This window comes from Rhizobium beringeri, assembly GCF_004306515.1.
GTDB classification, from domain to species: Bacteria; Pseudomonadota; Alphaproteobacteria; order Rhizobiales; family Rhizobiaceae; genus Rhizobium; species Rhizobium beringeri.
The window spans coordinates 3,203,910-3,230,261 of the sequence record NZ_SILG01000001.1 but is presented as its reverse complement, the minus strand read 5'-3'; the positions used below and the strand labels follow the sequence as shown (position 1 = coordinate 3,230,261).

The window sequence follows — 26,352 nt, the reverse complement described above, 5'->3', positions numbered from 1 at the left end:
GTTCCGACGGCGGCTTTTGCAACGCATCAGCGCGTCGATCCGCTTTCAGTTTGCGAGAATTTCACGCTATGCTTCTGCATGGGCAGCTCGAGGCTCTCCTTCGGTCCGTTCGTTTACGATCCCGTGACAGGAAGCCTGTGGCGGGAAGGGAAGTCCGTTGCGACGGGACCACGGCCGGCAGCTCTGCTCGGCATGCTGCTGGAGGCTGAGGGCCGCGTCGTCACCAAGGCGGATCTGATGGACAGGGCCTGGACGGGGCTTGCCGTGGAGGAAGGCAACCTCACGGTTCAGATTGCCGCGCTCAGGAAGATTCTCGGCGCAAGGCCCGATGGCACGGAGTGGATCGTCACGGTTCCCAGGGTTGGTTATCGCCTGCCGCGCCAGGACGATGCCGGGATGGCGCCCGTGGCGCCGCAGCCGCCTTCCGTCGCGGTTCTTCCCTTCGTCAATCTCGGGGGCGAAGTCGACCAGGATTATTTTGCCGATGGCGTGGTGACGGAGATCATCACGGCCCTTGCGCGCTTCCGCTCCTTTTCGGTCGTCTCGCGCCATTCCGCCTTTATTTACAAAGGACGCAGCATCGATGTGCGACAGGTGGCGGCGGAGCTGGGAGTACGCTACGTGCTCGAAGGCAGCATCCGGCGGGAAGGCGCGCAGGTGCGTATCAATGTGCAGCTGGTCGATGGCGTGGCGGCGACCAATCTCTGGGCCGATCATTTTGAAGACGGCATAAGCCACATCTTCGCCTTCCAGGACCGTATCACGGAACGCGTCGCCTCGATCGTCGAGCCGGCGATCGAGATCGCCGAAATCCAGAGGTCACGACGCGACAGGCCGAACAGTCCGGCAGTTTACGATCTCGATCTGCGTGCCCTTGCCGCGATCATCGACGAGTCGATCGAAAACAACGCCGTCGCCTATGCCTTGCTGCAGGAGGCGCTCGCCATGGAGCCGGAAAATGCGATGCTGCTTTCGCATGCCGCATGGGCGCTCGAACATCGCATTACCATGGGTTGGCCGCGACTCGGGAAGGACGACAAGGCGGAATGCATCAGTCTTGCCCGTCGTGGACTTCAGCATTCGGCAGGCGATCCCCGCGTGATGGTCCATTGCGGCATGGCATTGCTGCAGACGGGCAAGGATTATGAAGGCGGCATGGCTGTGCTGGAGGCCGCCGCAGCCGCCAATCCCAACGATCTTATGGTCGCGGCATGCTCGGGAATTGCAGCCTTGCACTGTGGCGATATCGATCAGGCGCTCGAGCGCCTACATCGTGCCGTGAGATTGGGACCCCGCGATCCGGATGCGCGTTTTTCGCTGACGGGCATCGCCATGGCCGAAATCTTCCGCGGCAATTACGAGGCTGCAATTTCACACGCGTCACGTTCGCTGGCGCTGAACGCCCATTTCGACCCGACCTATTGGATGCTGATCGCCGCACACGCGCATCTCGGCAATATGGAGCAGGCGTGGCAATTCCTGCATGCGCTCGAGGCGATTGCACCTGATGTGACGCTGGAAGGCATTCTGGCGGGTCAGCCGGCCAAGAATCCCCAGCGTTTTGCGCCGGTTCTGGAAGGGCTGGCGCGCGCCGGGATGCGTCCGCGGCCATAGGCTTTTGCAAGTTTTTGCAGCTTTTAGTCGGACTTTAAGGACCCAGCCTCGTCACTTCGGCCACGTTGATCCCATCAATCAGGATGGAGGATCGGCTCGTGCTTTCCAGCATGCATATTCTATCGCTCAAACAGGGCAAGCTTTACGGCGACCGAATTCCCATAGAGGCGCTGCCACAGGGGTTTACGTTGCCACGGCAACTTGTTGTACTGTTCTCGCTGATCGGCAGGTGGCGCGAGCGCACGAAAAAAAGCCCCGCCGAAGCGGGGCCGGAAGTTGCCGAGCCGCAACAGGCGGCTTCGGTTGCCTGATTATTCTATGACCTGCACCACACGGTGGGTGCGGGGTTCGACAATCACGCGTTGATTGTTGATGACCGTATAGGCATATTTCGGATTGTCAGGCACCGGCGTCACGACGACGTCTGCCGGAAGCGGCTTACCGACGACGATCGGTTCCTGGACCACCACGGAGGCGGTCGGGGCCGGCTGCTGCTGGACATAGGTGACGACCTCGCGCGGCGGCGGATCGACAACGGCACCGGCGACACCGCCGGCCACACCGCCAATGGCAGCACCCACGGGTCCGCCGACGATTGCGCCGGTGATGGCACCACCGGCTGCACCGGTCACGGCTCCATCAGCGAGCGCATTGGTTGCAAGTGACGACAGCGCAAGGGCGCTGGAGACAAGTAGGACCTTGTACATTTTGCTTCTCCTTTGCTGGGGTTGCGTTTGGGTAACGACCACGCCAATCCGAGGTTCCAGCAGGGGAGAGTCACGCTTTGGAAGGCCGGTTCACATTATGTGAGGCGGCGGAAGCCGGGGTTGGGGCCGTTATTCCAGCCGCCGGCGGAAGAGCCAGGCGGCGGCGCTGAGCGTAACAGTGGCGATCAGCGCCAGCGGAATCGTCTGGTTCACCACCTCGCTCAGCGGAATATCCTTAAGGAAGACGCCTTTGACGATCACCAGGAAATAGCGCAGCGGATTGATCAGGGTCACCGGCTGCAACCACCCCGGCATGTTCTCGATCGGCGTCGCAAAGCCTGAGAGCAGCATGGCCGGAACCATGAAAAGGAAGGCGCCGAGGATCGCCTGCTGCTGCGTCATCGACAGCGCCGAGATGAAGAGGCCAAGGCCGGCGACCGAGCCGAGATAGAAGATTGCGCTGCCGTAAAGCAGGAAGAGCGAGCCGCGCAGCGGCACCTCAAAGAGGAAGACGGCGGCCAGGATATAGACGGTGATGTGGAAGAGGCCGATCATCATCGGCGGGATCAGTTTGCCGATCAGGATCTCGTGGATGCGGAGCGGCGAGACCATTAACTGGTCGAAGGTGCCGAGCTCGCGTTCGCGGGCGATCGACAGCGCCGTGACGATCAGGCCGATCAGCAGCGCAATGCTAGCGATCAGGTTTGGCACCATGAACCATTGATAGGTGAGGTTCGGGTTGAACCAGTTGCGCGGCACGGTCGAGACGATATCGGCGCCGGCGCGTTTGCCTGCCGGGGTCTCGGCAGCGAGCGCTGCACCGATCTGCGAGAGATAGCCCGCGACGATCTGCGAGGCGTTGGAGCGACGGCCATCAAGCACCATCTGCAGGTCGGCCGGCGCTCCCGCCTCGATATTGCGCGAAAAGTCAGGGCCGATCTCGACGGCGGCAATGGCCGTCTGGTTGTCGATCGCCACGCGGACCTCCGCTTGGCTGGAGGCGATCTCGATCTTCCGGAAAGTCGGCGAGCCATCGATGCGCTCGATCAGTTCCTGGCCCCAGTGGCCGCTGTCGCGGTTGAGGATCAGGACGTCGACATTGCGAACCTCGAGTGTCGCCGCATAGGAGAAAACGAGAAGCTGCATGATCGGCGGGCCGATCAGGATAGCGCGGCCCTTGGGGTCGCGCAGCACGGCGAGCAGTTCCTTGACGATCAGGGCGTAAAGCCTTGTCCACATCTCAGCCGATCCTCTTTCTGGTGCTGCGGGCCGCAAGCACGAACATGATAGCGCCGATCGTCAGCATCACGCCGATTGCCTTTGCGAACATCGGCCAAATGTCGCCGGCGAGGAACACCGTCTGCAGGCTGGGGATCAGGTAACGCGCCGGAACAATGAAGGTGATCCACTGGATCACTACCGGCATGGAATTGATCTCGAAGAGGAATCCAGAAAGCAGGAAGGCTGGGAGGAAGGCCGAGATCAGTGCCAGCTGCGAGGCGAGGAACTGGTTCTTCGTTGCCGTCGAGATCAACAGGCCCTGGCCGAGCGCCGGGACCAGGAAGGCGGCCGACAGTGCATAAAGGGCGGCGACGGAGCCGCGGAACGGCACGCCGAAGAGGAAGACCGCAAGCAGCACGCAGAGCGTCATCGAGGTGAGGCCGAGCAAGAAATAGGGCAGGATCTTGCCTGCGAGCAATTCGACCGCCGTCACCGGCGTCGCCATCATCGCCTCCATTGTGCCGCGCTCCCATTCGCGAGCGACGACGAGCGAGGTCAAAAGCGTGCCGACCAGCGTCATGACGATGGCGATCGAGCCCGGCACGAGGAAATTGCGGCTGGTCAGTTCGGGATTGAACCAGAAGCGTTGCTCGACCGAGATGGCAGGACTATGTAAGGCGACGTCCGCCTGCCTCTGCCGCTCCCAGTTGGCGACGGCGCCCTGGGCATAATTCTGCACGAAATTCGCGGTGTTCGGATCGGAGCCGTCGACGATCACCTGGATATCGGGGCGGTTGCCGGCGGTGTAGCGCGTGGTGAAGTCGGCCGGAATGACGACGATGCCGCGCACCTTGCCGAGCACGAGGTCTTCCTCGAACAGACGGCGGTCGCGTCCCATGGCGACATCAAAATAGCGCGAGGCTTGGAAACTGGCCGACAGATCCTGCGTCAGCGGCGTCATCTCCTCGGTCACGAGGCCGATGCGCGTGCGGGTGGTATCGAGCGAGACGCCGTAGCCGAAGAGAAAGAGCAGGATCAACGGCAGCACGAAGGCGATGAGGATGCTGCTCGGATCGCGGATCGCCTGGAAGCTTTCCTTGCGCACCAGGGCTGAAAGACGCCGAAGCCTGCCGGAAGAGGCGCTCATGCGGCATCCTCCGCTTCCGATTGCTGCACGAGGGCGATGAAAGCATCCTCCATCGTTGGGTCCGGCTGCTCCTTGGTCGCGACCCGGGCCTTCAATTCATCGGGCGAGCCGAGCGCAATCGAGCGGCCGCGGTAGATCAGCGAGATGCGGTCGCAATATTCCGCCTCGTCCATGAAATGGGTGGTGACGAGCACGGTGACGCCCTTTTCGACCAGCGCATTGATATGCGTCCAGAATTCGCGCCGGGTGATGGGATCGACGCCTGATGTCGGTTCGTCGAGGAAGAGGGCGCGCGGCTCGTGCATGACGGCGCAGGCGAGCGCCAACCGCTGCTTCAGGCCGAGTGGCAGGTCCTTGGCCGGCTGGCCGAGATGGCGGCCGAAATCGAAGATGCCGGCCATGAGATCGATGCGTTCGCGCCGATGTTTTCCGCGAAGCCCATAGACACCAGAGAAGAATTCGAGGTTCTGCATGACGGTCAGATCGCCGTAGAGCGAGAATTTCTGCGCCATGTAGCCGAGCTGGTTGCGGGCTCCGGCGGCATCTCGGCGAAGATCGAAACCAGCAACACGGCCTTCGCCGCCGGTCGGCTTCAGCAGGCCACAGAGCATCTTGAAGGTGGTGGACTTGCCGGCGCCGTTCGGGCCGAGCAGGCCGAAGATCTCGCCGCGGCGGATTTCGAAGCTGATACTATCGGCTGCGGTGAAATCGCCGAAGCGCTTGGTCAGTCCCTTGGCCTCGATCACCGGCCGGTCGTCATCGCCCTTCGTCGGCTCCTGCGCCTCTGCCAGCCTCGAGCGGCCACCAGGACCACCGCCCAGCATGTCGATGAAGGCATCCTCGAAACGCGGGGGGGCAGGGGTGAGCGTCGCGCCATCGCCGACCGAACCGATATCCGGTTTCTTGTCCTTGGCGGCGACGAGGCGGATCGCCTCGCCCTGGATCACGCCGTCGATGACGCCATCGGCTTGCAGAAGTCCGGCGAGCACCTGACGGCGGCGCCCTGTAATGCCCGTGACCCGGAAGACCCTGTCGTTGACGCGGCCGGTCATGTCAGCCGGTTTTCCCGAAAACAGCAGCTTTCCTTGGTTGAGCAGCAGCACATGGTCGCAGGCTTCCGCTTCGTCCAGGTAGGCGGTCGACCAAAGCACGCCGATGCCTTCCTTCGTCAGGTTCTCAACCATCTGCCAGAGGTCGCGGCGCGAGATCGGATCGACGCCGACGCCCGGCTCGTCGAGCAGCAACAGGCGCGGCTTTTTCAGAAGCGCGCAGGCAAGGCCGAGCTTCTGCTTCATGCCGCCGGAGAGCTTGCCCGCCAGTCTGCCGGTGAAACGCTTGAGATCGGTGAAGGTGAGCAGCTCGTCGAAAGCACTGGCACGTTCGCTCTTCGGCAAGCCGCGCAGATCAGCGTAAAGATTGAGGTTTTCCTGTACCGAAAGGTCCTCATAGAGACCGAAGCGCTGGGGCATGTAGCCGATCGCCGCCTGGATGCCGGCGGCATTCTTCCTGGTATCGAAGCCGAGAACCTCCACCGTTCCCGTATCGGGCAGCATCAGACCGGTCATCAGGCGGATCAGCGTTGTCTTGCCGGCGCCATCAGGGCCGACGAGGCCGGTGATTGCGCCGCTGCCGATAACGCCGGAGACGGCGTCAAGGGCGGCCGGCGCGGTGCCGAAGCGCTTGGTGACGCCGTCGATCCGGACGAGCGGCTTGTCGTCCCGGCCGGTCTCGGCGGCAGTCATTGTCCGCTCGCCGTCGGCGTGGAAAAGCGCACGGTGACCGGCATGCCCTGGCGCAGATCCGGGCCGGGCTTGTCGATGACGATCCTCAGGCGATAGACGAGGTCGGTCCGGAGCTCCGGCGTCTCCACCGATTTCGGGGTGAATTCGGCGACCGGCGAGATGAAGCCGATCGTGCCTTCATAGGGCTTGTCGGACGCCGTATCGGAGGCGACAGAAACCTTCATGCCGGGATGGATGCGGCCGAGATCAGGCTCGGCGACATAGCTGCGCACCCAGACAGGTTCGGTCAGAGACAACACGAAGACGGTGTCCGCCGGCGAGACGATCGCGCCATTTTCCCGCACGCGCGAGAGGATGACGCCGTCGTTCGGGGCGCGCAGCTCGGTATCATCGAGCGAAGTGCGGGCGGAGGCGAGTGTTGCCTGAGCCGCCTTCAGCTGGGCGTCGGCGGCGGCGATGTCCTCGACACGGGAGCCTTCCAGCAGCAGTTTCAGTGCCTCGTTGGCAGAATCGGAGCGTGCCGCGGCCATCGCCCTTGCGGCGGTCGCCTGGTCGAGGCTCGCCTCGGAGATCGTGCCCTGCGGGCGCAGCTGGCGGGCGCGGTCATAGGCGAGGTTGGCATTGCGGAGATCGGCGATGCTTTCGTCATAGGCGGCGCGCGCCTGGGCGATCTCGGTCGGCCGCGGACCGGCCTTCAGCTTGTCGAGCGTCGCCTGAAGGGCTGCGGCATTGGCCTCGCCCGAGCGGACCGCGAATTCATAAGGAGCTGCATCGAGCTTTGCCAGAACCGTACCGCTTTTGATGACGTCGCCCTCGTCGGCATGGAGTTCGGCGAGGCGGCCGCTGACGCGGAAGCCGAGCGAGACCTGGCGGATATCAACATTGCCGTAAAGGACGAATTCGCGGCTAGCCTCAGGCCACCAGCCGAGCTTTTCGGGCAGGGCGTACCACCAGGCGGCGGCACCGGCTGCAACGAGAAGAAGGATGGCGATCGGAAGGATGCGTTTCATGCGGCACTTCCTTTCAGCGGGCCGATGGCATCGACCAGCTCTGCGGCCAGGCCGCGCACCGTTTCCACCTGTTCCGGGCCGACGCCATCCCACTCCATCTGGGCGAGCACGGCTGCATGGGCGACGCGAAAGACGAGGATGCTGCCGAGAAGGGTGAAGGTGCGCAGGCGCACATGTTCCGAGGCGGGATCCTCACGAAGGATGGCGCCGATCAGCCGCCGGCCCATCTCGATCATCGGACGCATGAGGCCCTGATAGACCCGTGTGAAGGCTTCTGTCGGCTCCATCTGCTCGCGGATCAGAAAGCGCGCCCAGGATTCGGATTCCCTGCCGACAAACAGCGTCACCATGGTCTGCAAAATCTCGGTCAGGAAATGGCGGGCCTCAGCTTCGCTCAGCTGTTCACCCGCAGCATCGAGCGCCAGCAGATGCGCGCCGACGCGCGCCCTCATGTCACCGACATGCGTATTGATCCGCATCATCAGATATTCGGCCGTGGCTATGTAGAGGCCTTCCTTGCTGCCGAAGTAATAGGGGATGGCCTGCAGGTTGACGCCGGCCGCTTCCGTGAGCTGGCGCGTCGAGGCGCCGTCGAAGCCATAACGGCCGAAGACGTCGAGGGCGGCGGACAGCATCTTCTGGCGTGCGATCTCTGCACGGGCGGAGGCCGGTGGCTGGTTGTCGTGTTCTTGGGTCATGGCAATTTTATAACATTGACACCAAAATAAGTCAATCGATTGATATATTTTGAGAGTAGCTGTTATAATGCCTTCGCTGATGCGAAGGCATGAACCAATTCGATGGACGCAATGCTTGGGTGGCGATCAGAGGCCGAGGAAGTAATCCCGGCTCGACGGAGCCTTGGCGGGGGCAAACCATCGCCCTTGCCAGCTTGCCTTGGCGTTGAGGAAGCCACCCGATTCCGTCTTGGGCGCCCGGCCCGTGGCGATCAGCGACTGGCGCAATTCCTCCTGCAGCTTGGCGCGCAGGACGTAGTGGTCATAGACGTCGAGAATGTGGATCGCATAGGCGACGGCGAGCGACTGGTTGCCGCGGACGATCAGCAGGTTCTCGTCGTTCTGGTAGGAGGCCTTGTAACCCAAGTTGTGGCTGCCAGTGATGACGGTGCAATTGTCGGGATGGAGCGGGTCGATGACGACGATCTTGTCGTGGATGATCGCGTGGCCTGCGCTCAGCAATTCGGGACGAAGATCGCCGAACTGGGCGGAGATGGCCGCTGCGCGCACCATGACGACACGGCCGGTATCGCCGTCCGGCCACCAGATCGCCCGCTGCGGCAGGTCCCTGACCTCGCCATCCGGCTGATGGACATAGGTTGTGGGTTCACCGGGTCTTGCCGGCGGCAGTGCCGCCGGATTGCTGATCGCGCCCTGGACGAGCAGGTCCGGCCGCTTGACGGCAAGCTCCGCTGCCTGGCCGATGACGTTCTGTTCGCCGCGCACACCAGGATAGAAGGTGAGGAACAGGATGGCGCTGTCGGCATGCTCCATCAGCGAATAGACGCGGCTGAGATCGACGGGTGTCGGCGAAGTCTTGTTCTTGGTCTGCGCCTTGGTGTTGGGTGAAAACAGGATTTCGACGGTGGTCTTCCCGTCCTTCAGCTTCATCGGTCCGGTCGGCGCGGCATTCGCCTGGCGCAGGGCGGTGCCCTGCACGCCCTTGCTCGGGGCAAAGCCCTCGGCGGTCTCACCATGGTTGGAAGCCGTCAGCGGAACGCCCACAGGCTGCGGGTCGTCCCGCAAAAGTTTCCAATAGGCGAGGAAACGGGCGGCGACATTCTTGTCCTCGATCAGGATGACGTTGTTCGACTGGGTGCAGAGGCCGGTTTCGGTCCAGTTGGTACTGCCGGTCATCACGGCTCGCGCGACGCCACCCTCGACATAGACGGCGAACTTGTTGTGGCCGATATGGCTGTTGTTGTTGAAGAGGCGATCCTGCATGCGCTCTGCCGAGGGAGCAGCGGCATGGAGGCCGATGCGTGCATCATGGTTGCCGGTGTCCCGGACGACCGCTTTCCTCGGCAGCGGGTCGCCCTTCTTGTTGAGATCGGTCGAGCCCGAGGTGGAAAGGATCACATGCGCCTTGCCGGCCTTGACCAGTGCCGTCAGCCGCTGGATCAGTTCGGGATCGTGCAGCTCGTAGAGCGCGAGATAGAGCTCGCCGTTGCCCGTCTCGGCGCGGTCGATCAGCACTGTCAGGAAGCTCAGCACATCGGCGGTCAGGAACAGGCGGATCGGATCGCCCTTCTTCGGGATGTGCGCCTTCAGCGTCTTCAGCAGGCCTTCGGTAACACGCATCGCCGGGCCGGGGGCAATATTCTCCGGCTTGACGCCCTGAACCTTTTCCAGCTGGCGCAGCAGGTTCTGCGTCGAAAGGATGCCGTTGGTATAGGTCGCCTTGATGGCGCCGCCGCCCGGGAAATCATGGGTGACGTCGATGCTCTCGGTCTTGAAGGGCGCGTCCAGAAAAAAGAGCGGCCGTGGTGGCCCCACATAAGGCGGCTTGCCGTTTTCATCGCGATAGGGGGCGGTGTCGGAGGCGGGAACCGGTTTCCGGCCGGGGCCTGCGAGGCCGACCGGCGTAATTTCGTAGTGAATCCTGAAATCGATCGGCCGAACGGTCGCCTCGTCGCGGGAGCGGCGCAGCGTCAGGTCGCGCCATTGATATTGCTGGATCGGCCAGACCGAACTGTCCTGCTCCAGCCAGTCGGGATTCGACTGGTCGGTAAAAGCGATCCAGGTCGGCAGGATGCGCCGGGCTCCGGCCTCCGGCCCGGTCTCGTGTATGCGGCTGATCATGAAGCCGAGGCAATCGGCAATCGGGCCGTCAGCCATCCAGGCGAGGTAGGCGACTTCGCCGTTGCACCATGCGCCTGCCTTGGTAATCCTTCCCATGCCTGCCTCCCGCCCGTTGTTTGCTCAGACCATGATTGCATCCGCGATGACGATGAAGATCGCATGCACCGGCCATGCCGCCCGTTGCCGGGGCAATTGGCTCTGCACGCATGCGCAGCCCCAGATCTCGAGTGAACCAACTCTATCGTCGGTTGCGCCAAGTTCAACACATATAGGCTAACGATACTAAAGTAACGTGACATCGCTCATGGCGGGACGCGTGCCTGATTGGGATCGAGATGCGCCGTTCAGCGTCTATCGGATCGGGCGATCTCAGCTGTTCCGGAAAGAAGGCAAAGAGGCCCGTGGAGAACGGACCTCTCAGGGTTCTCGGAGTGTGAAGAGGAACCAAGCCTCGGGGTCGGCTGCTAACAGGTAGCGATACAATATCGCTAATTTTCACGACACTAATATGTCTGGCGCCCGCCGGCCGCGAAACAAAAGAAGTGCCACTTTTTGTGATACCTGTGGCTATGTTTTGACACAAAACTGCCTTGCTCTTTCCGTATCGCCGGTTCGATGCGTATTCAGATTTATATCATCGCGCTGCTGCTCAGCGCCATCATGTGGTCGATCTCGTTCGATGCGGCGCGAGAATCCTATCACGCTGCGCAAAGCGCAGGATTGATGCCGAACCTACACCTCAACAAGAAGCTGGATCGCATTCTGTAGACTGCGATGCAGCGTCCAGGTCATCGACACGTTTTCTGATGTTGCGTTGTTGGCCTGCAGTCCGGCAGACATATTTCCTTGTGCGTCCCGAGCCCTTCCGGACAGAAAGTCAAATTTCGTAAAATTTGACCGATCCGCTTAAAAGCCCTGAAAATACTGATGTGTAGAGTGGTCTCATGAAAGCGACCGAGGCGTGGACAGACGCATCGATCGTTTGGAGCCGGGCAAACCGAAAGCCCGCCGATCCGCAAACGGGGACTTCGACATGCACAGAACTCTTGCCGCCATCGCCTTGACTCTGACCATCACCGCCGCTGCCGAGCCGGCCTTCGCCATCGGCCCAGCCAGCCTTGCCCGCGACCTGATGTACACCTCCGCCATCGGCCATTCACCGGAAGTTCCGTTGACGACACGCGCCGGTTTCGTGCGCCCAGGCGTTCCTTTCGTCCTGCGCAGCCCCGCGACCGTCGAGGGCGAGGGCTACCGGCTCAAGACCTATTCGCAGAGCCTCACCATTGTCGTCGGTTACGTGTTTTCGACGGCGGTCGAGGCCATGCAGGCAGTTGCGTTTCTTCGCTGACACTTAGCCAGATCCTAGGCCGATCCGGCCAAAGATCGTCCGCACCTAGAGCAATTTCAGCAAAAGTGCGCAGCGGTTTTGCGTCCGGAATTGCGTGAAAACAGAGAGATAGAGCATTTCCGTGATTCGAAGAAAAACGGAAATACTCTAGGTGTCGAGTTCACCGCGCACGTCGAGATACCAGTCGACGAAGGCCTTGACGCCGACCTCCAAGGTCGTATCCGGTTTGTAGTCCGTCAGCGCGACGAGCAGATCGGGGGCCGCGAAGGTACGCGGCACATCACCCTTCTGCATCGCCAGCATCTTGCGAATGGCAGGACGGCCGAGCGCCTTTTCCACCGTTTCGACGAAATCCATCAGGCTGACCGGCTGGCCTCCGCCGATATTGACGACGCGAAAGGGCGCCTGGCGCGAAAGCGTTTCGACAGCCACGTCGTCGAGACGGTTTTCCTCGCTCGGGCCGATTGCCGACAGTCTGACGATCGCTTCAATAAGATCGTCGATATAGGTGAAGTCACGGCTCATGTTGCCTTCGCCGTAGATCTCGATCGGCTGGCCTTCAAGCATGTTCTTGGTGAATTTGAACAGCGCCATGTCGGGTCGGCCCCATGGGCCATACACGGTGAAGAAACGAAAAGCCGTGGTCGGAATCTTGTGAAGATGGGCATAGCTATGCGCCATCAGCTCCATCGATTTCTTCGTTGCCGCATAGATGGTCAGCGGCTCGTCGGCGCGATCGGTTTCGCGAAAGGGGACGGTCGCATTGGCGCCATAGATCGATGATGTCGAGGCCAGCATCAGATGGCGGATTTCGACGCGCCGCGCGATTTCCATGATGTTCCACGAGCCTTCGACATTCGAACGAAGATAGGCCTCTGGATTTTCCAGGCTGTATCGCACACCGGCCTGTGCGGCGAGGTGGATCAGAATGTCGGGCTTGGCTTCCAGAACGGCCGCTTCCAGCGCTGGGCGGTCCTCGAGCATCGCGATGACGGGTTTGAAGGCAGGAAACTGGGAGAGTGCCGCATGGCGCATCTCCTTGAGCTTGACGTTGTAATAGGGAGTCAGGCCGTCGAAGCCTGTGACGTCATGCCCTTCTTGCAGCAGGCGCCTGGCCAGATGAAAACCGATAAAACCGGCAGTCCCTGTAATGAAGTAGCGCATTCCCACCTTTTCTCGGCTCCCTGCCGACGGCAAAGAGCCGATTCCGTATCAAGTGACCCCACTTACAAGATAAGAAGAGGCCGAGTCGATAGGTCTTTGAAAGAGAAGGTCGCAGCTCTGTCTCTACTGTCGGCGGCCTGTCCGCCGCTGCCTTGCCGGATGAGGGCGAGATCATCGATATCGTCTGCCGATCAGCCTCGCCTCTCGGCCGTTATGCTGCGTTGCAACATCATTGCTTGCATGTTATGGCCGGCCGGTCGTCTGCAAGCAGGTCAGGATCGATGAGAGATATAATTTATTGGATTCTCTGCGCGTTTCTGACCGTTGCCATCGCGATCGTGTCGTTACGCTATGTCACGAACTTCTGGCTTCTGTCCTTCGTCTACAGCTTTCAGGTTCACCTCGGCGTCGTGTTCGTCGCCGCCAGTCTCGTCGTTTTGACTATCAAAAGGCAGATTTACGGCTTTATCCTTCTGCTTGTCTCGCTCTTTCTCGTCGTTCACGGGGTGATCATGCTGCGCGAGTTCTCGCAGGATGACAAAGCGACGAACAAGCCGCCGCTTTTTCGTCTGATGTCGTTCAACATCGCGATCGACAACTGGAGAAACTCGACTGAGATCACCGACATGGTGATCGCGTCGAATGCCGACGTCGTCAATCTGCTCGAAGCCAAGCCGCTGACGTTCCACCTGCAGCAATTGTTCAAGGCCTATCCCTATCATATCGGTTGCGATGCCGGGAAGGATACATGCGATACGCTGGTGCTCTCCAAACGCCCGTTCGTCAGCCGGCAGGTCGCAAGTATGGGCAGTCTGCGAAAAAACAGGCTTGTTATAGCAAGCGTCGACTTCGGCGGTGAGACCATCAATCTGGTGTCAGCGCATCTGACCAAACCATACTTCGACGATTTCCAGATGGCTGAATTGGAAGATCTCGCCAAAGCGGTGGGCTCGATCGACGGCCCTCTGGTACTGTCAGGCGATTTCAACTCCTCGGTGATCGCCCCGAGCATCCAAGGTTTCCTGCGCGAACAGAAGCTGAAGACGATCACGCCAGAACCGGCAACATGGCCGGTCAGCGCCGGCGCGCTCGGAATCGCCATCGATCACATATTTGCGCGCGCGCCGCTTCATCTGACATCGCTGAAACGTCTGGATTCCAGCCTTGGCTCGAACCATTCGGGCCTGATAGCCGATTTTGTTCTCGACAGGGGCGGCGAAACGTCACCGGCAAAATGAATTTGCCGGGGCAAGATATCTTGCCGGGCAGGATGACCTCGCCGGGGGCGCAAATCAGAATCTGGTTCGGCCGCCTTTCTTATCGATCATCTGAAAGGTCTTGCCGTCGGTCTTCACGTTGACGCAGTCGGTCTTCTTGCTGGGAAACAGGACACACACCTGGCCATTGTTTATTTTATAGCCGTTCGCGTTGCCCTTGCGATATTCGTAGCCGTTGCTGCTTTCTTTCAGTTCCGACGTGCCGGGCAAGTGCTGGCGAATTTCAGTCTCGCTTGCAGTTCGCATGTTCGCCGTTTCGGCAAACGCCATTCCCGGCACCATGATGGAAAGAAATCCGGCAAGGGCGGGCAGGGTACGCATCAGGGGGATATCTCCGGTCATGTTTGTCGGTACGTCCATTCTACGAGAACCCCAAGAGGAAATTCAACAGCGAGGATGGCGCGCCAGAAAAAGGCCCGCCTATCGGCTCTGGCTGCACTTTACGTTCTTCCGAACTCATCGACGATGCGAATGATGTCGTCCTCGCCGAGATAGGAGCCTGTCTGAACCTCGATGAGCTCGAGAAGAATCTTGCCGGGGTTGGCGAGGCGGTGGACTTCGCCGAGCGGAATATAGACGCTTTCGTTCTCGCGCAGCATCCGCACGGTTTCGCCGACCGTCACCTCAGCCGTTCCCTTGACGACGATCCAGTGTTCGGAGCGATGGTGGTGTTTTTGCAGCGATAGCTTCTTGCCCGGCGTGACGAAGATGCGCTTCACCTGGAAACGATCGCCGTTGAAGATGGAGGTATAGCCGCCCCAGGGGCGATAGGATGTCGGATGGGTTTCGGCGAATTTCGCCGTGGCGGACGTAGAGGCCAGCATCTTGACCAATTGTCCGACATTCTGGCTGTCTTTGAGCGGTCCGACATAGACGGCGTCTTCGCTGGCGATGACGGCGACATCATCCATGCCCTGGACGGCAAGATGCACACCATGGGTCATGACGAGCGAGTTGCGGGTATTGACGACGGTGGTGTTTGAGGCGGCGACATTGCCGTTTTCGTCGCGTGCGCCTGATTTCCAGACGGCATCCCAGCTGCCCATGTCCGACCATTTGAACGGCGAGGGGACGATTGCGGCCTTGGACGTTTTTTCCATGATCGCATAGTCGATGGAGATATCGGGGCTCTTGGCGAAATGGTCGGCGTCGAGGCGGGTGAAATCGAGGTCGCGGCTTGCTTTCGAAACGGCCTTGCTGGCCGCCTTCAGCACATCGGGCGCATATTCCTGCAGTTCGGCGATGAGTTCCGGCACCGGGAACATGAAGATGCCTGAATTCCAGTAGAAGCCGCCGTCGGCGAGCATCTGCTCGGCCTTCTCAAGTGCCGGCTTTTCGACAAACCGCTTGACCTTGTGTGCACCGTTTTCGAGGGCATCGCCGATCTCGATATAGCCGTAACCCGTCGCCGGCTCCGTCGGGGTGATGCCGAAGGTTACGAGCTTGCCGTCGGCAGCGGCATCGCGGGCGATGCGGATGCAATCGAAATAGCTCTTGTCGGCAAGGATCTCGTGATCCGAGGCGAGCATCTGGATGATGGTGTGCTTGCCGAACAGGTCGGCGGCAAGCGTTGCGGCCGCGGCTACCGCTGCGGCTGTGTTGCGGGCGACCGGTTCGAGCAGGATCGCTGCGAGCGGGATGGCGCGCTCGCGAGCCTGTTCGGCGACCAGGAAGCGGAATTCCTCATTGGTGACGACGATCGGGGCTTCATAGAGCTCGGGATCGGAAACGCGTTCGAGAGTTTCCTGAAACAACGTCTTGTCGCCGACGAACTGGATGAATTGTTTCGGTGCGGTGGCACGGGAAAGCGGCCAGAGCCGCGTGCCTTTGCCGCCGGCCATGATCACGGGAATGATTTTCTGCGTCATAGGCGGGTTCCTTGAAATAAACGGCTTGTTCGTCGCATGTTGCCGGGCGCCTGCCCAGTCTCTTATTCGATTGAGCCCTGTATTCAGCAGGTCCAGGGCTGCAGCTTCGCTGCCGGCCTCCGTGTAGCAGCGCATTTCCGGCGCATTGCCGGACGGGCGGAAATGAATGATCCCGCCATCCCTTAGCGTCACGCGAAGTCCGTCGATGTCGGATTTTGTCGCCACCTCGCCGATCGGCTGCAGGAAAGCCGAGAGATTTTCTTCCGAAGCGCGCAGATGCGCCATCAGCGCGGCACTCGTCTCCAGCGGAAAATTCTCCAGGCGATCGGCCGCGGCAAAGGGCAGGTGATAGGAGGCGGCAACGGCAGAAAGCGGCTGCCTGCGAATGGCAGCGAGCGACAGGATCGCGAGCATCGGGATAAAGCAATCGCGCGTCGGCAGGGCTCGCACGGCTCTGTCGTTGATATCGAAGGGGGTTGCAGTCAGCAGCCCGCCATTGGCTTCAAAGCCCATGACATGATCTTCGCCGGCCGCTACGGCCTCTTCCATGCCAGCGATGACGAAGGGCGAGCCGACGCGGGTGCGCCTGACGGCGAAAGAGCCCGCGGCCTCGATGCCCGAATTGGAGGTAACCGGTGTCACCACCGTGCCGGCGCCGAGGAAATTGGCTGCCACAAGGCCGAGAAGGTCACCGCGCAGCGGTGTGCCGGTTTCGTCTGCGACCAGCGGCCGGTCGCCGTCGCCATCAGTCGAGACGATCGCATCGAACTTGTGCTCGGACACCCAGCGCTTCATCAGCGTGATCGTCTCGTCGGAAACGGCTTCGGTGTCGACGGGAATGAAGCTCTCCGAACGTCCGAGAGCGGTGATCTCGGCGCCGTAATGGGCGAGAACGTCAACCAGGAGGTCGCGGGCGACGGTGCTGTGCTGGTAGACGCCAATCTTCAGGCCGGACAGCGCGCCTTGCGGAAGCAGGGCGGCATTGCGTTCGAAAAAGAGCTGCCGGCAGATCGCTTCATGCTCCTCCGTCCCGGCCGGCGCCTGAACCACCGCTTCGCCAGTCCGCTCGATCTCTGTCGCCAATGCGGTAATTGCCGCCTCGTCCGATTTGTCGATCTCGCCATCCGGGCGATAAAACTTGATGCCGTTGCGGTCGGCCGGAATATGCGAGCCCGTAATCATCAGGCATGCGGCGTTGCTCTCGAGACCATAGAGGGCAAGGGCGGGCGTGGGGACATTGCCGCAGTCAAATATCCGGAAGCCGAGCGCGGCAAGCGCGCCGGCACAATTTCCCGAGATTTCAGGGCTTGAATCACGAAAATCGCGGCCGATCAGAATGACGTCGCCGGCCCGCGCCTTGCCGGTCTGCAGCAGATATTTGCCGAACGCGGTGGCGTAGAGGGCAGAGGAGCGTCCCTTGAGATCGACTGAAAGTCCGCGAAGGCCGCTCGTGCCGAATTTCATAGGAAGACATGGCTCCGATTTCACAATCAAGGTTCTACTCAGGCCGCCCGCCGACGTAAATACCGAAGCCATCATATAGTTAAACACGGACGACGGTGCCTCGGACAGCCTCAAGCAATTATCTCTCACCGAATTCTGAAGGTGTAGACCCATTGCCGACCCGACAGGCATTGCAGCGTAGATCGATTTTGTTAGAACCGTGTGTCCGTTGTTTCGTCCTATGCGAAGGATTTTCCTAGATGAGCGATACATCCGTCAGTCTCGAGGAGAGCTGGAAGGCTGCGCTGGAGGGGGAGTTTTCAAGCCCCTACATGCAACAGCTCAAATCCTTCCTCGTCGCGCAGAAGCAAGTCGGCAAGCGGATTTTCCCCAAGGGCAGCGAATATTTCCGCGCTCTTGATCTGACGCCGATCTCCAACGTCAAGGCCGTCATCCTCGGCCAGGACCCCTATCATGGACTCGGGCAAGCCCATGGGCTGTGCTTCAGTGTCCGGCCGGGCGTGCGCATACCGCCCTCCCTCGTCAATATCTACAAGGAAATGGAGACGGATCTCGGCATAGCACCGGCACGTCACGGTTTTCTCGAACATTGGGCAAGACAGGGCGTGCTCCTGCTGAACAGCGTGCTGACCGTCGAGGAAGGGCAGGCGGCTGCCCATCAGGGCAAGGGGTGGGAACGCTTCACCGACGCCGTCATCCGCAAGGTCAACGATGAATGCGAATCCGTCGTCTTCATGCTCTGGGGCTCCTATGCTCAGCGCAAGGCCGCCTTCGTCGATACGACGCGCCATCTTGTGCTCAGGGCGCCGCATCCCTCGCCGCTTTCGGCCCATAACGGCTTTTTCGGCTGCGGGCATTTTTCGAAGGCGAATTCCTTCCTGCAATCGCGCGGGCGCGCGCCGATCGACTGGCAATTGCCGGCCAATCCCGATGATGCTTAAAGCGCGTCGAAATCGTTCAGATTCGCTCCACGCGCTTTAGCTCTTTGTTTTTATGCATGTCGTTATCGCAAAACCACTGCACAGTTTTGCGCGACATGCTTTAGATGTGAACGCAAGTTGGTGTTCGTTCACTAAAAGAAGACAATGCGTTTTGGTCTGCGGGTCTGTTCTGTGGGCGCTTCAGCGCGCATCTTAGCCTCATCGAAAGCCCGCAACGGCGGGCATGAAAGGGGTCTCACATGCTCGATCAGATCAAGGGTCTGCACCACGTCACGTCGATGGCGGAGGACGCCCGCACCAACAACCAGTTTTTCACCAATGCGCTCGGCCTGCGCCGCGTCAAGAAGACGGTGAACTTCGACGCGCCTGATGTCTATCACCTCTATTATGGTGACGAGACCGGTGCACCCGGCACGGTCATGACCTATTTCCCGTTCCCGAAGATGGCGCAGGGCCGTCCCGGTACCGGCGAAGTCGGCACGACGGTGTTTTCCGTTCCGCAAGGCTCGATCGGCTTCTGGAGCGATCGGTTTGCCACGCTTGGTGTCGGCGGCCTGAAGACCGAGGAAAGTTTCGGCGAAAAGCGGCTGAACTTCTCCGGGCCCGATGGCGACGGCTTTGCGCTCGTCGAGGTCAAGGATGATGCCCGCCAGGCCTGGACACATGGCGGCATCAGCGAAGACCATGCCATTCGCGGCTTCCACTCCGTCGCCATGCGGCTGAGGGACGAGGGCGCCACGGCCGAACTCCTGAAGTTCATGGGCTATGAGGTTGCCGAGGAGAGGGACGGCGTCAAGCGGCTGATCATGCCCTCCGGCAATGGCGCGCATCGCATCGATCTCGAGACCATGCCGAACATTGCCCGCGCGCTTCCCGGCGCCGGCTCGGTCCACCATGTCGCCTTTGCCGTCGAAAACCGCGAGAAGCAGCTCGAAGTGCGCAAGGCGCTGATGGACACCGGCTATCAGGTCACGCCGGTGATCGACCGCGATTATTTCTGGGCGATCTATTTCCGCACTCCGGGCGGCGTGCTGTTCGAGGTCGCGACCAATGAGCCCGGCTTCGACCGTGACGAGGATACGGCCCATCTCGGCGAAGCCCTGAAACTGCCGCAGCAGCACGCCCATCTTCGCGCGCTGCTCGAGCAGCACCTGCAGCCGCTCGAAGCGTAGGGAGAGGCGATATGACCGAAACTGGATATGTGCACCGGCTGCATGCCGGTGCACCTGATAAACCCATACTGGTGCTGCTGCACGGCACGGGTGGCGACGAGAACCAGTTTTTCGACTTCGGTCGGCGCCTGCTGCCCGAAGCGACGATTCTCTCGCCGCGCGGCGACGTTTCCGAACATGGCGCGGCGCGGTTCTTCCGCCGCACCGGGGAGGGGGTCTACGACATGGACGACCTTTCCCGGGCGACGGAGAAGATGGCCGCCTACGTCAAGGCATTCGCGGACGAGTACCAGGCTTCCGATATTCTCGGCCTGGGTTTTTCGAATGGCGCAAACATTCTTGCCAATGTGCTGATCGAGAAGGGTATCTTCGATGCCGCGGTTCTGATGCACCCGCTCATTCCGTTTCAACCCGAAGCCCAGTCGACGCTGGCGGGAAGAAAGGTGCTGATGACGGCCGGGCAGCGAGATCCGATCGCGCCTGTCTCCATGACCGAGGCGCTGTCCGAACATCTGAAAAACCGAGGGGCGGAGGTCAGAACGGTCTGGCATCCCGGCGGTCACGAGATTGCGCCGCTCGAGATCGATGCGGTTCGCGATTTGCTCGGTGGTTATTGACGGCGTGCACCGTCGGTCGGCGGGAAACGGTTTACGGGACCGGCGAAGGCCGGTCCCGCATCTTTGCTGGAACAAGGATCCTATCGTCGTGATCGATAGGACATTAGGGGCGAGGAGGATATTTGCCCCTGATTGCCTTCATGTAGAAATTTCCCGGTGATTCCGCCATCGTCAACCCGACGACGACGCCCTTGGGAACGCCTTCATATTCTCGCCTCTGACCGTTGGTCAGATAGACCCGTAGATGCCGGCTGTCTTCGTCGTAGGTGATCGCCTCGATAAGTTTCGAATCAACCGCAGTTTCCACTTTGCACCCCGCAGTTTTGGATCTGAGATTCTGATCAAGAAATGTCATTCACACTCGCAACGCGCCATCATTATGCTGCGCCGCAAGGGCGTCAAGCATCATCTTCTTTAACGTTCATTTTTTCCTGATGGCTCTCGTTATAGTTGATTTTTACAGCTTATTCAGACGCCTCGCCTGTGGAAATCCGATATCTGCGGCTCCTCCATTTGGGGAATATTGGCCGATAACGTCGCGAGAAACGCAATAATCGCCGGTTTAACGCGGGATTAACCATCATATAGCAAATTATAGCGTAATATTAACCGCAGCACCCTCCCAAGTATGAATGATTACAAATTGCCGTTTCTCGCGACAGTCGTTTTACTATCGTTGGCGAGTTGCGTGAGCTGGCCTGACCACCTGGTCGTTCGGGCCACCGTGCCGATTTTTGATGGCGGACGGCTGCGCGCGAATGTGGAGATTACGGGATCCGATGCGAAGGTGCAGTATCTCGCGTGGCAGCAGAGCGTTCTGACCGCCATCGAAGACGTCGAGAATGGATTGTCGTCCGTTCACCGCGACACGCAAACCGTTCAGGTGCTGCGCGCTCAGGTGAAGACCACGCAGGAGACTCTTGCGCTTTCAATCGGGAGCTACAAGGATGGACAATTATCCTTGCTTGATGTGCTGGATGCGCAGCGTTCGGTGGCGACCAGCCAGGCGAACCTGGCGCAAGCGGTGCAGCAAATGGCGAAGGACTATGTCGCGCTCAACGTGGTGGTTCCGGTTACAACTTCGGTGGGGCCGCGATCAGGCCAACTTCTTATGAATACTGAGCCTCATGCCGTTGCAGCGATGGATAAGAGATGGATTATTTCAGACAACCCGCCATTCGGTCGGGTCTCATAAATGGGTTACATGTTTAACTATCTAGGGCCGTGGCGACAACAGATACCGATACTGGCTGGCAACCGCAAAGGACGCGCTCGGTTGACGTTTGCCGAAGGCGAATTCGCTGCGGTCTACGCGATGAGCGATGTTCACGGATGTTATAATGAGCTCGTCAAGGCGCATCGCCGCATCGAGGAGGATGCCGCGCGCATTCCGGGGCCGAAACTCATCGTCATGCTCGGCGATTATGTCGATCGCGGGCCTGATTCGAGCGCGGTGCTGGAGTTCCTGAGCAAGACCCCGCCGCCGGGATTTCAACGTTTCGTCCTGTGCGGCAATCACGACGCGGAGCTGGTGAAGCTCTATCGCAAACCGGCGCGCATTCTCGAGTGGCTCGGCTTTGCCGGACCGGAGACGCTGCACTCATACGGTATCGATATCGAGCATCTGCTGCAGTCGGCGGCTGGAAACGAAACAATTGCCCGCGTCATTCGCAACATGATACCCGAACGGCATATCCAATTCCTGGAATCGCTGCCGATCATGCTGCGGATAGGAAGGGTCCTCTTTGTTCATGCTGGCATCAAGCCGGGCATCGACCTCAAAAAGCAGAAAGACAGCGACCTCATGTGGATCCGTCAGCCCTTCCTGGATGAAGGACCGCAGCTTCCTGTCCTCGTGATCCACGGGCATACCCCGGCGCGAACCCCGACATTCGGGCCGCAACGCATCGGTATCGACACTGCGGTTTCGGCTACGGGCCGGCTGACCGTGCTGACAATAAAGGGAACACGGGTCGGGATCCTCTAGCACGATGCGAGGATTGAAAGAGTTAGAGCGTCCTTTGCGCGTCTGAAAAGACAACGACGCTGTAAAATCAAACGCCGCGGATTGTGCTCCGCGGCGTCAGGACGATCAGATATTCAGCAGGCTATTTCAGGTGTTGGTCACGTCCTGATAGAGATTGGTGCCGATGCCGGTATAGGTAAAGCCGTATTTGCGGACCTCGTCGCTGCGGTAGATATTGCGCAGATCGACCAGGATCGGAGCGCGCATCGACTGCTTCAGGCGGTTGAAATCGAGCGCGCGGAACTGGTTCCATTCGGTGACGATGACAAGCGCATCCGCACCGGCGGCCGCTTCGTAGGGTCCGCTCGCATATTCGATGTTCTCGATCACCTTGCGGGCGTTTTCCATGCCCTCGGGATCGTAGCCGACCACTTGCGCGCCGTTGTCCTGCAGGGTCTGGATGACTGCGATTGCCGGGCTGTCGCGCATGTCATCGGTGTTCGGCTTGAAGGTCAGGCCGAGGATCGCGATCTTCTTGCCGCGAATGTCTCCGCCGACGGCCGAAATGACTTTACGTCCCATCGCCCGCTTGCGGTTGTCATTGATCGAGATGGTCGTCTCGATGAGACGCATCGGCGCATCGTAATCCTGCGCCGTCTTGGCAAGAGCAAGCGTATCTTTGGGGAAGCACGAGCCGCCGTAACCCGGCCCGGCATGCAGGAACTTGGAGCCGATACGGCCATCGAGACCGATCCCGCGCGAAACGTCCTGAACGTTTGCGTCGACCCGTTCGCAGAGATCGGCGATCTCGTTGATGAAGGTGATCTTCATCGCGAGAAAAGCATTGGCCGCATATTTGATCAGTTCCGAGGTGCGGCGGGTGGTGAAGACCAGGGGTGCCTGGTTGAGGTAAAGCGGGCGATAGACCTCGGTCATGGTTTCGCGTGCCCGGTCGTCGTTCAGCCCGACGACGATGCGGTCAGGACGCTTGAAATCCTCGATGGCGGCGCCTTCGCGCAGAAATTCGGGATTGGAAACGACGGCGACATCCGCCGCAGGATTGGTTTCGCGCATGATGCGCTCGACTTCGTCTCCCGTGCCGACCGGCACCGTCGACTTGGTGACGATGACGGTGAAGCCTTCCACATAGGTGGCAATCTCGCGCGCAGCGGCGTAGACATAGGAGAGATCCGCGTGGCCGTCGCCGCGCCTGGAGGGCGTGCCGACTGCGATGAACACGACGTCAGCGCTGCGGACACTTTCGCCGACATCCGTCGAAAATGACAGCCGGCCGGTGCTGGTGTTTTCGGCGACCAGTTGCTCCAGACCCGGCTCGTAGATCGGAATGCGGCCTTCGCGAAGGGCTTCGATCTTACTCAGATCCTTGTCGACGCAGATGACGTCGTGGCCGAAATCCGCAAAGCAAACGCCTGAAACGAGGCCGACATAGCCTGATCCAATCATCGTGATGCGCATATTTCCCTCAAATCATTAGAGTAGAACGTCATGCTGCGTCGCAGCATGACGCCCGTCATACTTAATCTGGGCGAAAAGACAATATCGAAGATCGCTTGATACCCACATCGGAAATCGAACTTCGGGCACCGCGGTTCGTTGTCAGCTGCCCGTCGACAGCAAAAACATAGGTTTGTGTGGGCAATATGACAAGTCGAGCCGCTCGTCAGAGCCGGCTCGACTTCAATCCAGAAACAGGACCAATCGGTCTATGTCGCTGCTTGGCTGTTACAGCCGGTACCAGACATAGGGGTCTGTGCCCGATTGAATCTTGTCCCAGCGCAGATCGGTATCCTGCCAATTCTTGATGCTGCTTTTCCTGTTGTCGAGCACGAGGTCGCCCTTGTCGGTTCTGACCACGAGGACCGCATGTCCTTCACCGGAGGGCGTATATGCCGTTGCGATTCGCAAAGCGCGCGACGACCAGCCCATCGCGATCAGCCGACTGCGCTTGGTCAACGCGAAATCTTCACAGTCGCCGCTGCGAACATTCACCTTCCAGACATCGCCGTTCAGTTCGTTGCTCGGGTCGTTTCGACCGATCATCGTGCGATTGACCGACGTATTCACATTCTTCAGCTGCAGCATTTGCTCGTCTGCCAGCGCTATGACTGCAGGGCCATTGTTGTCGCGGCATTCGGCCGGATTACGGGCGCAGAACAGCACTTGGGCGAAGGGGGGAATGATCGTGCCTTTTTCAGAGATATAACTGACCGCCGAACTGCCGGTCAGGCCTCGGGCAAAACCTGCGGGACCGGCGGCAAATGCCGAGCACGCATTACCTGCTGTAAGAGCCAGTGCCAGAAGTGTAACGAATGTTTTCTTCATCTCTTAAATCCCCGTCAGGACAACCGATTGAGATCAGGCTTGCCTTTTGTCTCAGTCAATGGCATGGCGATTTAGTGATCTGCCAAGTATTGGCTGCAGAACGTCTGTCCCGTTCCTGCTGCTTGAAGGAGCATAGCCGGGGCTTGTCTCGATTGGCTTAAGCCTTTCGTGACAATTTTAAACGATATGGATTTCTGTCAGACTTTAACATCCAAGCGCTTGATCTGCAATTTAAATTAGAATCAACAAATGGATGATCGCGGCCGCCTCATGGTTTTGATCGCCGCCTGTTTTGGTAAACGAAATCTGATGTTATCCAATCTGATCAACAGGCTGGCCTTGCGGGAGGTTTTTCTCTCCGTCTTTATTGGTCTTGTTATACTGATACTCATTCCATTCGGAAGCGTCACACCCTTTGCCTTCGCCTTCGCCGCCATTGGAATGTTTGCCCTCGCGATCATTTCGGCACTGCTGTTCGGAGAGCCAAGACAAAGCAGATGGGTTTTCGGTATCGTTTTGTTTCTACTCGTCGTGCTGACAGGCTGGACGTTCGTCCAGACCATCGAACTGCCTTCGAACTGGCTGGCAAATCCTGCCTGGGATGCTGCGCGGGACCTGGCAGATGTCCAATATGCGGCGATCTCGGTTGAACCGGCTGACACGTTCGCGTCGATCCTCTGGGTCGCTCTGCCTTTCGTCACGTTCCTGACCGGGCTCCTCTTATGCGATACCGATCAGCGCGCGAGGAAAGTGCTTGCCGGCCTCGGGCTTTCGGCGGGCATCATCGCTGTTTTCGGCCTGCTTCAGTTTTTGCTGTTTCCCAACATCCTGATCGTCGTCGAGAAACACGCTTACCTCGACAGCCTGACCGCGGTCTTCGTCAACCGCAATACCGCAGCGACCTTCCTTGGGCTTGGAACGCTGCTCATGCTGACCCTGGTCAGGGACGTTGCCCGAGCCTATTCGAACTATCCGCCCGGCGAGCCGGGCCGAAACGCGCTTCTCTTGAGATCGTGGATCTATATCCTGCTCTTGTGCGCATGCTTCACCGCGCTGATGCTGAGCCGCTCTCGCGCCGGGATATTTGCGACCTTTGTTGCCGCTCTCATCTATTTTCCATGGCTTGTCATCAATTGGAAAGGCTCGAGACGTCAGCTGAGACCGGCGCCAAGATGGCGTTCGATGCTGAAGCTCCTCTCGGCGATTGCTTTCATCGTAGTGTTACTGATGATGTTTGCAGGCCAGGCAATTTTGCGCGCGCAAGAGCGGCGGCTCGAGGATGATGATCGGTTCTGCATCCTGCCGGGCATATGGCGTGCCATTTCGGATCATTGGTGGACGGGGACGGGGCTCGGAACCTTTCGGACGGTGTTTTCTGCCTACCGCGATCCGGCCTGCGGAATTTTCGGGATCTTCGACCGCGCACACAATTTCTATCTGGAAGGATTTCTGGGCCTCGGAATATTGTTCCCGATTACGGCGGTCCTTACCTTCTCAGTGCTTGCCAGGGTGTTCTGGCGCGGGCTCGCCCAAAGACGGCGTCTGAGGCACTATGTTGTTCTTGGCCTGGCGGCGACTGTTTTGGTCGCCCTTCATGCGGCGGTCGATTTTTCGCTGCAGATACCGGGTTTTGCGGTGTTTTACTCGGCCTTCCTCAGTGCGGTTGTCGCGATAAGCCTCGGGCGCAGCAACGGAGAGGCGGACACGGCATATGAGCGGCTGTTAACCACTTAAAGTTTAAATGGATGGATTTTAATAAGATTTTCGGAAAAGATCGATTGTGCAGGTGCGAACGGTTGACTCTGAAACCCAAGAAATTTTATAGCGGGTGCAGCCTTCGGATTTGTTGCGACGCCAGAAAAGTCGGACCGAAGTCGTTTTTCGCTTGCTAAGGGCTCGGCGTTGCCAGCCTGCCACAGTTAGGGGAATGTT

Annotated in this window: 23 protein-coding genes and 2 pseudogenes; 11 read left to right on the top strand and 14 right to left on the bottom strand. The window is 59.7% G+C overall.

The window, feature by feature from the left end:
- Positions 1-78 precede the first annotated feature (78 nt).
- Positions 79-1,614 carry a winged helix-turn-helix domain-containing protein gene (locus ELH03_RS16255; protein WP_130766511.1) on the top strand — a complete coding sequence of 512 codons (1,536 nt, stop codon included), beginning with the start codon at positions 79-81 and terminating at the stop codon, positions 1,612-1,614.
- A gap of 98 nt (positions 1,615-1,712) precedes the next feature.
- Positions 1,713-1,925, top strand: coding sequence for a hypothetical protein (locus ELH03_RS16250; RefSeq protein ID WP_128400958.1), 213 nt, complete (start codon positions 1,713-1,715; stop codon positions 1,923-1,925).
- Here the strand turns inward: ELH03_RS16250 and ELH03_RS16245 are convergent, their stop codons facing one another.
- From ELH03_RS16245 to ELH03_RS16215, 7 genes are all read right to left on the bottom strand, one after another.
- Positions 1,926-2,321, bottom strand: a complete 396-nt coding sequence (locus ELH03_RS16245; protein ID WP_028758591.1) for a DUF1236 domain-containing protein — start codon at positions 2,319-2,321, stop codon at positions 1,926-1,928.
- A 129-nt stretch (positions 2,322-2,450) separates the two neighbouring features.
- Positions 2,451-3,560 (bottom strand): ABC transporter permease, encoded by a 1,110-nt coding sequence (locus ELH03_RS16240; protein WP_128400959.1) that lies wholly within the window; start codon positions 3,558-3,560, stop codon positions 2,451-2,453.
- A gap of 1 nt (position 3,561) precedes the next feature.
- Entirely contained in the window at positions 3,562-4,689 is a 1,128-nt protein-coding gene (locus tag ELH03_RS16235; RefSeq protein ID WP_130659233.1) for an ABC transporter permease, read from the bottom strand.
- On the bottom strand, positions 4,686-6,431 hold the full coding sequence (locus ELH03_RS16230; protein WP_130766510.1) for an ATP-binding cassette domain-containing protein: 1,746 nt from the start codon (positions 6,429-6,431) through the stop codon (positions 4,686-4,688). Before ELH03_RS16230 ends, ELH03_RS16235 begins: the two co-directional genes overlap by 4 nt.
- Positions 6,428-7,441 (bottom strand): secretion protein HlyD, encoded by a 1,014-nt coding sequence (gene hlyD / locus ELH03_RS16225; RefSeq protein ID WP_130766509.1) that lies wholly within the window; start codon positions 7,439-7,441, stop codon positions 6,428-6,430. Before hlyD ends, ELH03_RS16230 begins: the two co-directional genes overlap by 4 nt.
- Positions 7,438-8,139: a CerR family C-terminal domain-containing protein gene (locus tag ELH03_RS16220; protein ID WP_130766508.1), complete on the bottom strand. Its 702-nt coding sequence runs from the start codon at positions 8,137-8,139 to the stop codon at positions 7,438-7,440. The genes hlyD and ELH03_RS16220 overlap by 4 nt, the downstream gene beginning before the upstream one ends.
- A gap of 126 nt (positions 8,140-8,265) precedes the next feature.
- Complete coding sequence (locus ELH03_RS16215) at positions 8,266-10,356, bottom strand: phospholipase D-like domain-containing protein (protein WP_130806699.1); 2,091 nt, start codon at positions 10,354-10,356, stop codon at positions 8,266-8,268.
- 519 nt (positions 10,357-10,875) lie between these two features.
- Between ELH03_RS16215 and ELH03_RS37440 the strand changes: the two genes are divergently transcribed.
- A complete protein-coding gene (locus ELH03_RS37440) occupies positions 10,876-11,028 on the top strand; it encodes a hypothetical protein (protein ID WP_018243232.1) in 153 nt (50 codons plus the stop codon).
- A gap of 193 nt (positions 11,029-11,221) precedes the next feature.
- Entirely contained in the window at positions 11,222-11,608 is a 387-nt protein-coding gene (locus ELH03_RS16210) for a hypothetical protein (protein WP_128412693.1), read from the top strand.
- A gap of 147 nt (positions 11,609-11,755) precedes the next feature.
- On the opposite strand, the gene ELH03_RS16205 is transcribed toward ELH03_RS16210, so the two are convergent.
- Complete coding sequence (locus ELH03_RS16205; protein WP_128400966.1) at positions 11,756-12,772, bottom strand: NAD-dependent epimerase/dehydratase family protein; 1,017 nt, start codon at positions 12,770-12,772, stop codon at positions 11,756-11,758.
- Between the two features lie 281 nt (positions 12,773-13,053).
- Here ELH03_RS16205 and ELH03_RS16200 point away from each other — a divergent pair, with 281 nt between their 5' ends.
- Positions 13,054-14,010, top strand: a complete 957-nt coding sequence (locus tag ELH03_RS16200) for an endonuclease/exonuclease/phosphatase family protein (RefSeq protein WP_128412694.1) — start codon at positions 13,054-13,056, stop codon at positions 14,008-14,010.
- 54 nt (positions 14,011-14,064) lie between these two features.
- Here ELH03_RS16200 and ELH03_RS16195 read toward each other — a convergent pair whose 3' ends face one another.
- The 3 genes and pseudogenes from ELH03_RS16195 to ELH03_RS37755 form a co-directional block, all read right to left on the bottom strand.
- Positions 14,065-14,370, bottom strand: coding sequence for a hypothetical protein (locus ELH03_RS16195; RefSeq protein ID WP_128400976.1), 306 nt, complete (start codon positions 14,368-14,370; stop codon positions 14,065-14,067).
- A 119-nt stretch (positions 14,371-14,489) separates the two neighbouring features.
- On the bottom strand, positions 14,490-15,917 hold the full coding sequence (locus tag ELH03_RS37760) for a mannose-1-phosphate guanylyltransferase/mannose-6-phosphate isomerase (protein ID WP_197727791.1): 1,428 nt from the start codon (positions 15,915-15,917) through the stop codon (positions 14,490-14,492).
- Positions 15,918-15,959: 42 nt separating this feature from the next.
- Positions 15,960-17,381: pseudogene (locus ELH03_RS37755) on the bottom strand (phosphomannomutase); the annotation flags it as partial.
- A gap of 239 nt (positions 17,382-17,620) precedes the next feature.
- Between ELH03_RS37755 and ung the strand changes: the two are divergent.
- From ung to ELH03_RS16175, 3 genes are all read left to right on the top strand, one after another.
- A complete protein-coding gene (gene ung / locus ELH03_RS16185) occupies positions 17,621-18,322 on the top strand; it encodes a uracil-DNA glycosylase (RefSeq protein WP_128400969.1) in 702 nt (233 codons plus the stop codon).
- A 239-nt stretch (positions 18,323-18,561) separates the two neighbouring features.
- Positions 18,562-19,494 carry a VOC family protein gene (locus tag ELH03_RS16180; RefSeq protein ID WP_128400970.1) on the top strand — a complete coding sequence of 311 codons (933 nt, stop codon included), beginning with the start codon at positions 18,562-18,564 and terminating at the stop codon, positions 19,492-19,494.
- 11 nt (positions 19,495-19,505) lie between these two features.
- Positions 19,506-20,111, top strand: coding sequence for an alpha/beta hydrolase (locus tag ELH03_RS16175; RefSeq protein WP_130766506.1), 606 nt, complete (start codon positions 19,506-19,508; stop codon positions 20,109-20,111).
- Positions 20,112-20,214: 103 nt separating this feature from the next.
- Here the strand turns inward: ELH03_RS16175 and ELH03_RS16170 are convergent, their stop codons facing one another.
- Positions 20,215-20,466 (bottom strand): KTSC domain-containing protein, encoded by a 252-nt coding sequence (locus ELH03_RS16170; RefSeq protein ID WP_128400972.1) that lies wholly within the window; start codon positions 20,464-20,466, stop codon positions 20,215-20,217.
- A gap of 340 nt (positions 20,467-20,806) precedes the next feature.
- Here ELH03_RS16170 and ELH03_RS16165 point away from each other — a divergent pair.
- Together ELH03_RS16165 and ELH03_RS16160 are read left to right on the top strand one after the other, a co-directional pair.
- Positions 20,807-21,306 (top strand): annotated as a pseudogene (locus tag ELH03_RS16165) (TolC family protein); the annotation flags it as partial.
- A complete protein-coding gene (locus ELH03_RS16160) occupies positions 21,307-22,098 on the top strand; it encodes a metallophosphoesterase family protein (protein ID WP_128400973.1) in 792 nt (263 codons plus the stop codon).
- A 126-nt stretch (positions 22,099-22,224) separates the two neighbouring features.
- On the opposite strand, the gene ELH03_RS16155 is transcribed toward ELH03_RS16160, so the two are convergent.
- On the bottom strand, positions 22,225-23,553 hold the full coding sequence (locus tag ELH03_RS16155; protein WP_128412695.1) for a UDP-glucose dehydrogenase family protein: 1,329 nt from the start codon (positions 23,551-23,553) through the stop codon (positions 22,225-22,227).
- A gap of 267 nt (positions 23,554-23,820) precedes the next feature.
- Positions 23,821-24,420: a transglutaminase-like cysteine peptidase gene (locus ELH03_RS16150; RefSeq protein ID WP_128405630.1), complete on the bottom strand. Its 600-nt coding sequence runs from the start codon at positions 24,418-24,420 to the stop codon at positions 23,821-23,823.
- Positions 24,421-24,729: 309 nt separating this feature from the next.
- Between ELH03_RS16150 and ELH03_RS16145 the strand changes: the two genes are divergently transcribed.
- Positions 24,730-26,154: an O-antigen ligase family protein gene (locus ELH03_RS16145; RefSeq protein WP_128412696.1), complete on the top strand. Its 1,425-nt coding sequence runs from the start codon at positions 24,730-24,732 to the stop codon at positions 26,152-26,154.
- The last annotated feature ends 198 nt before the right edge of the window (positions 26,155-26,352 follow it).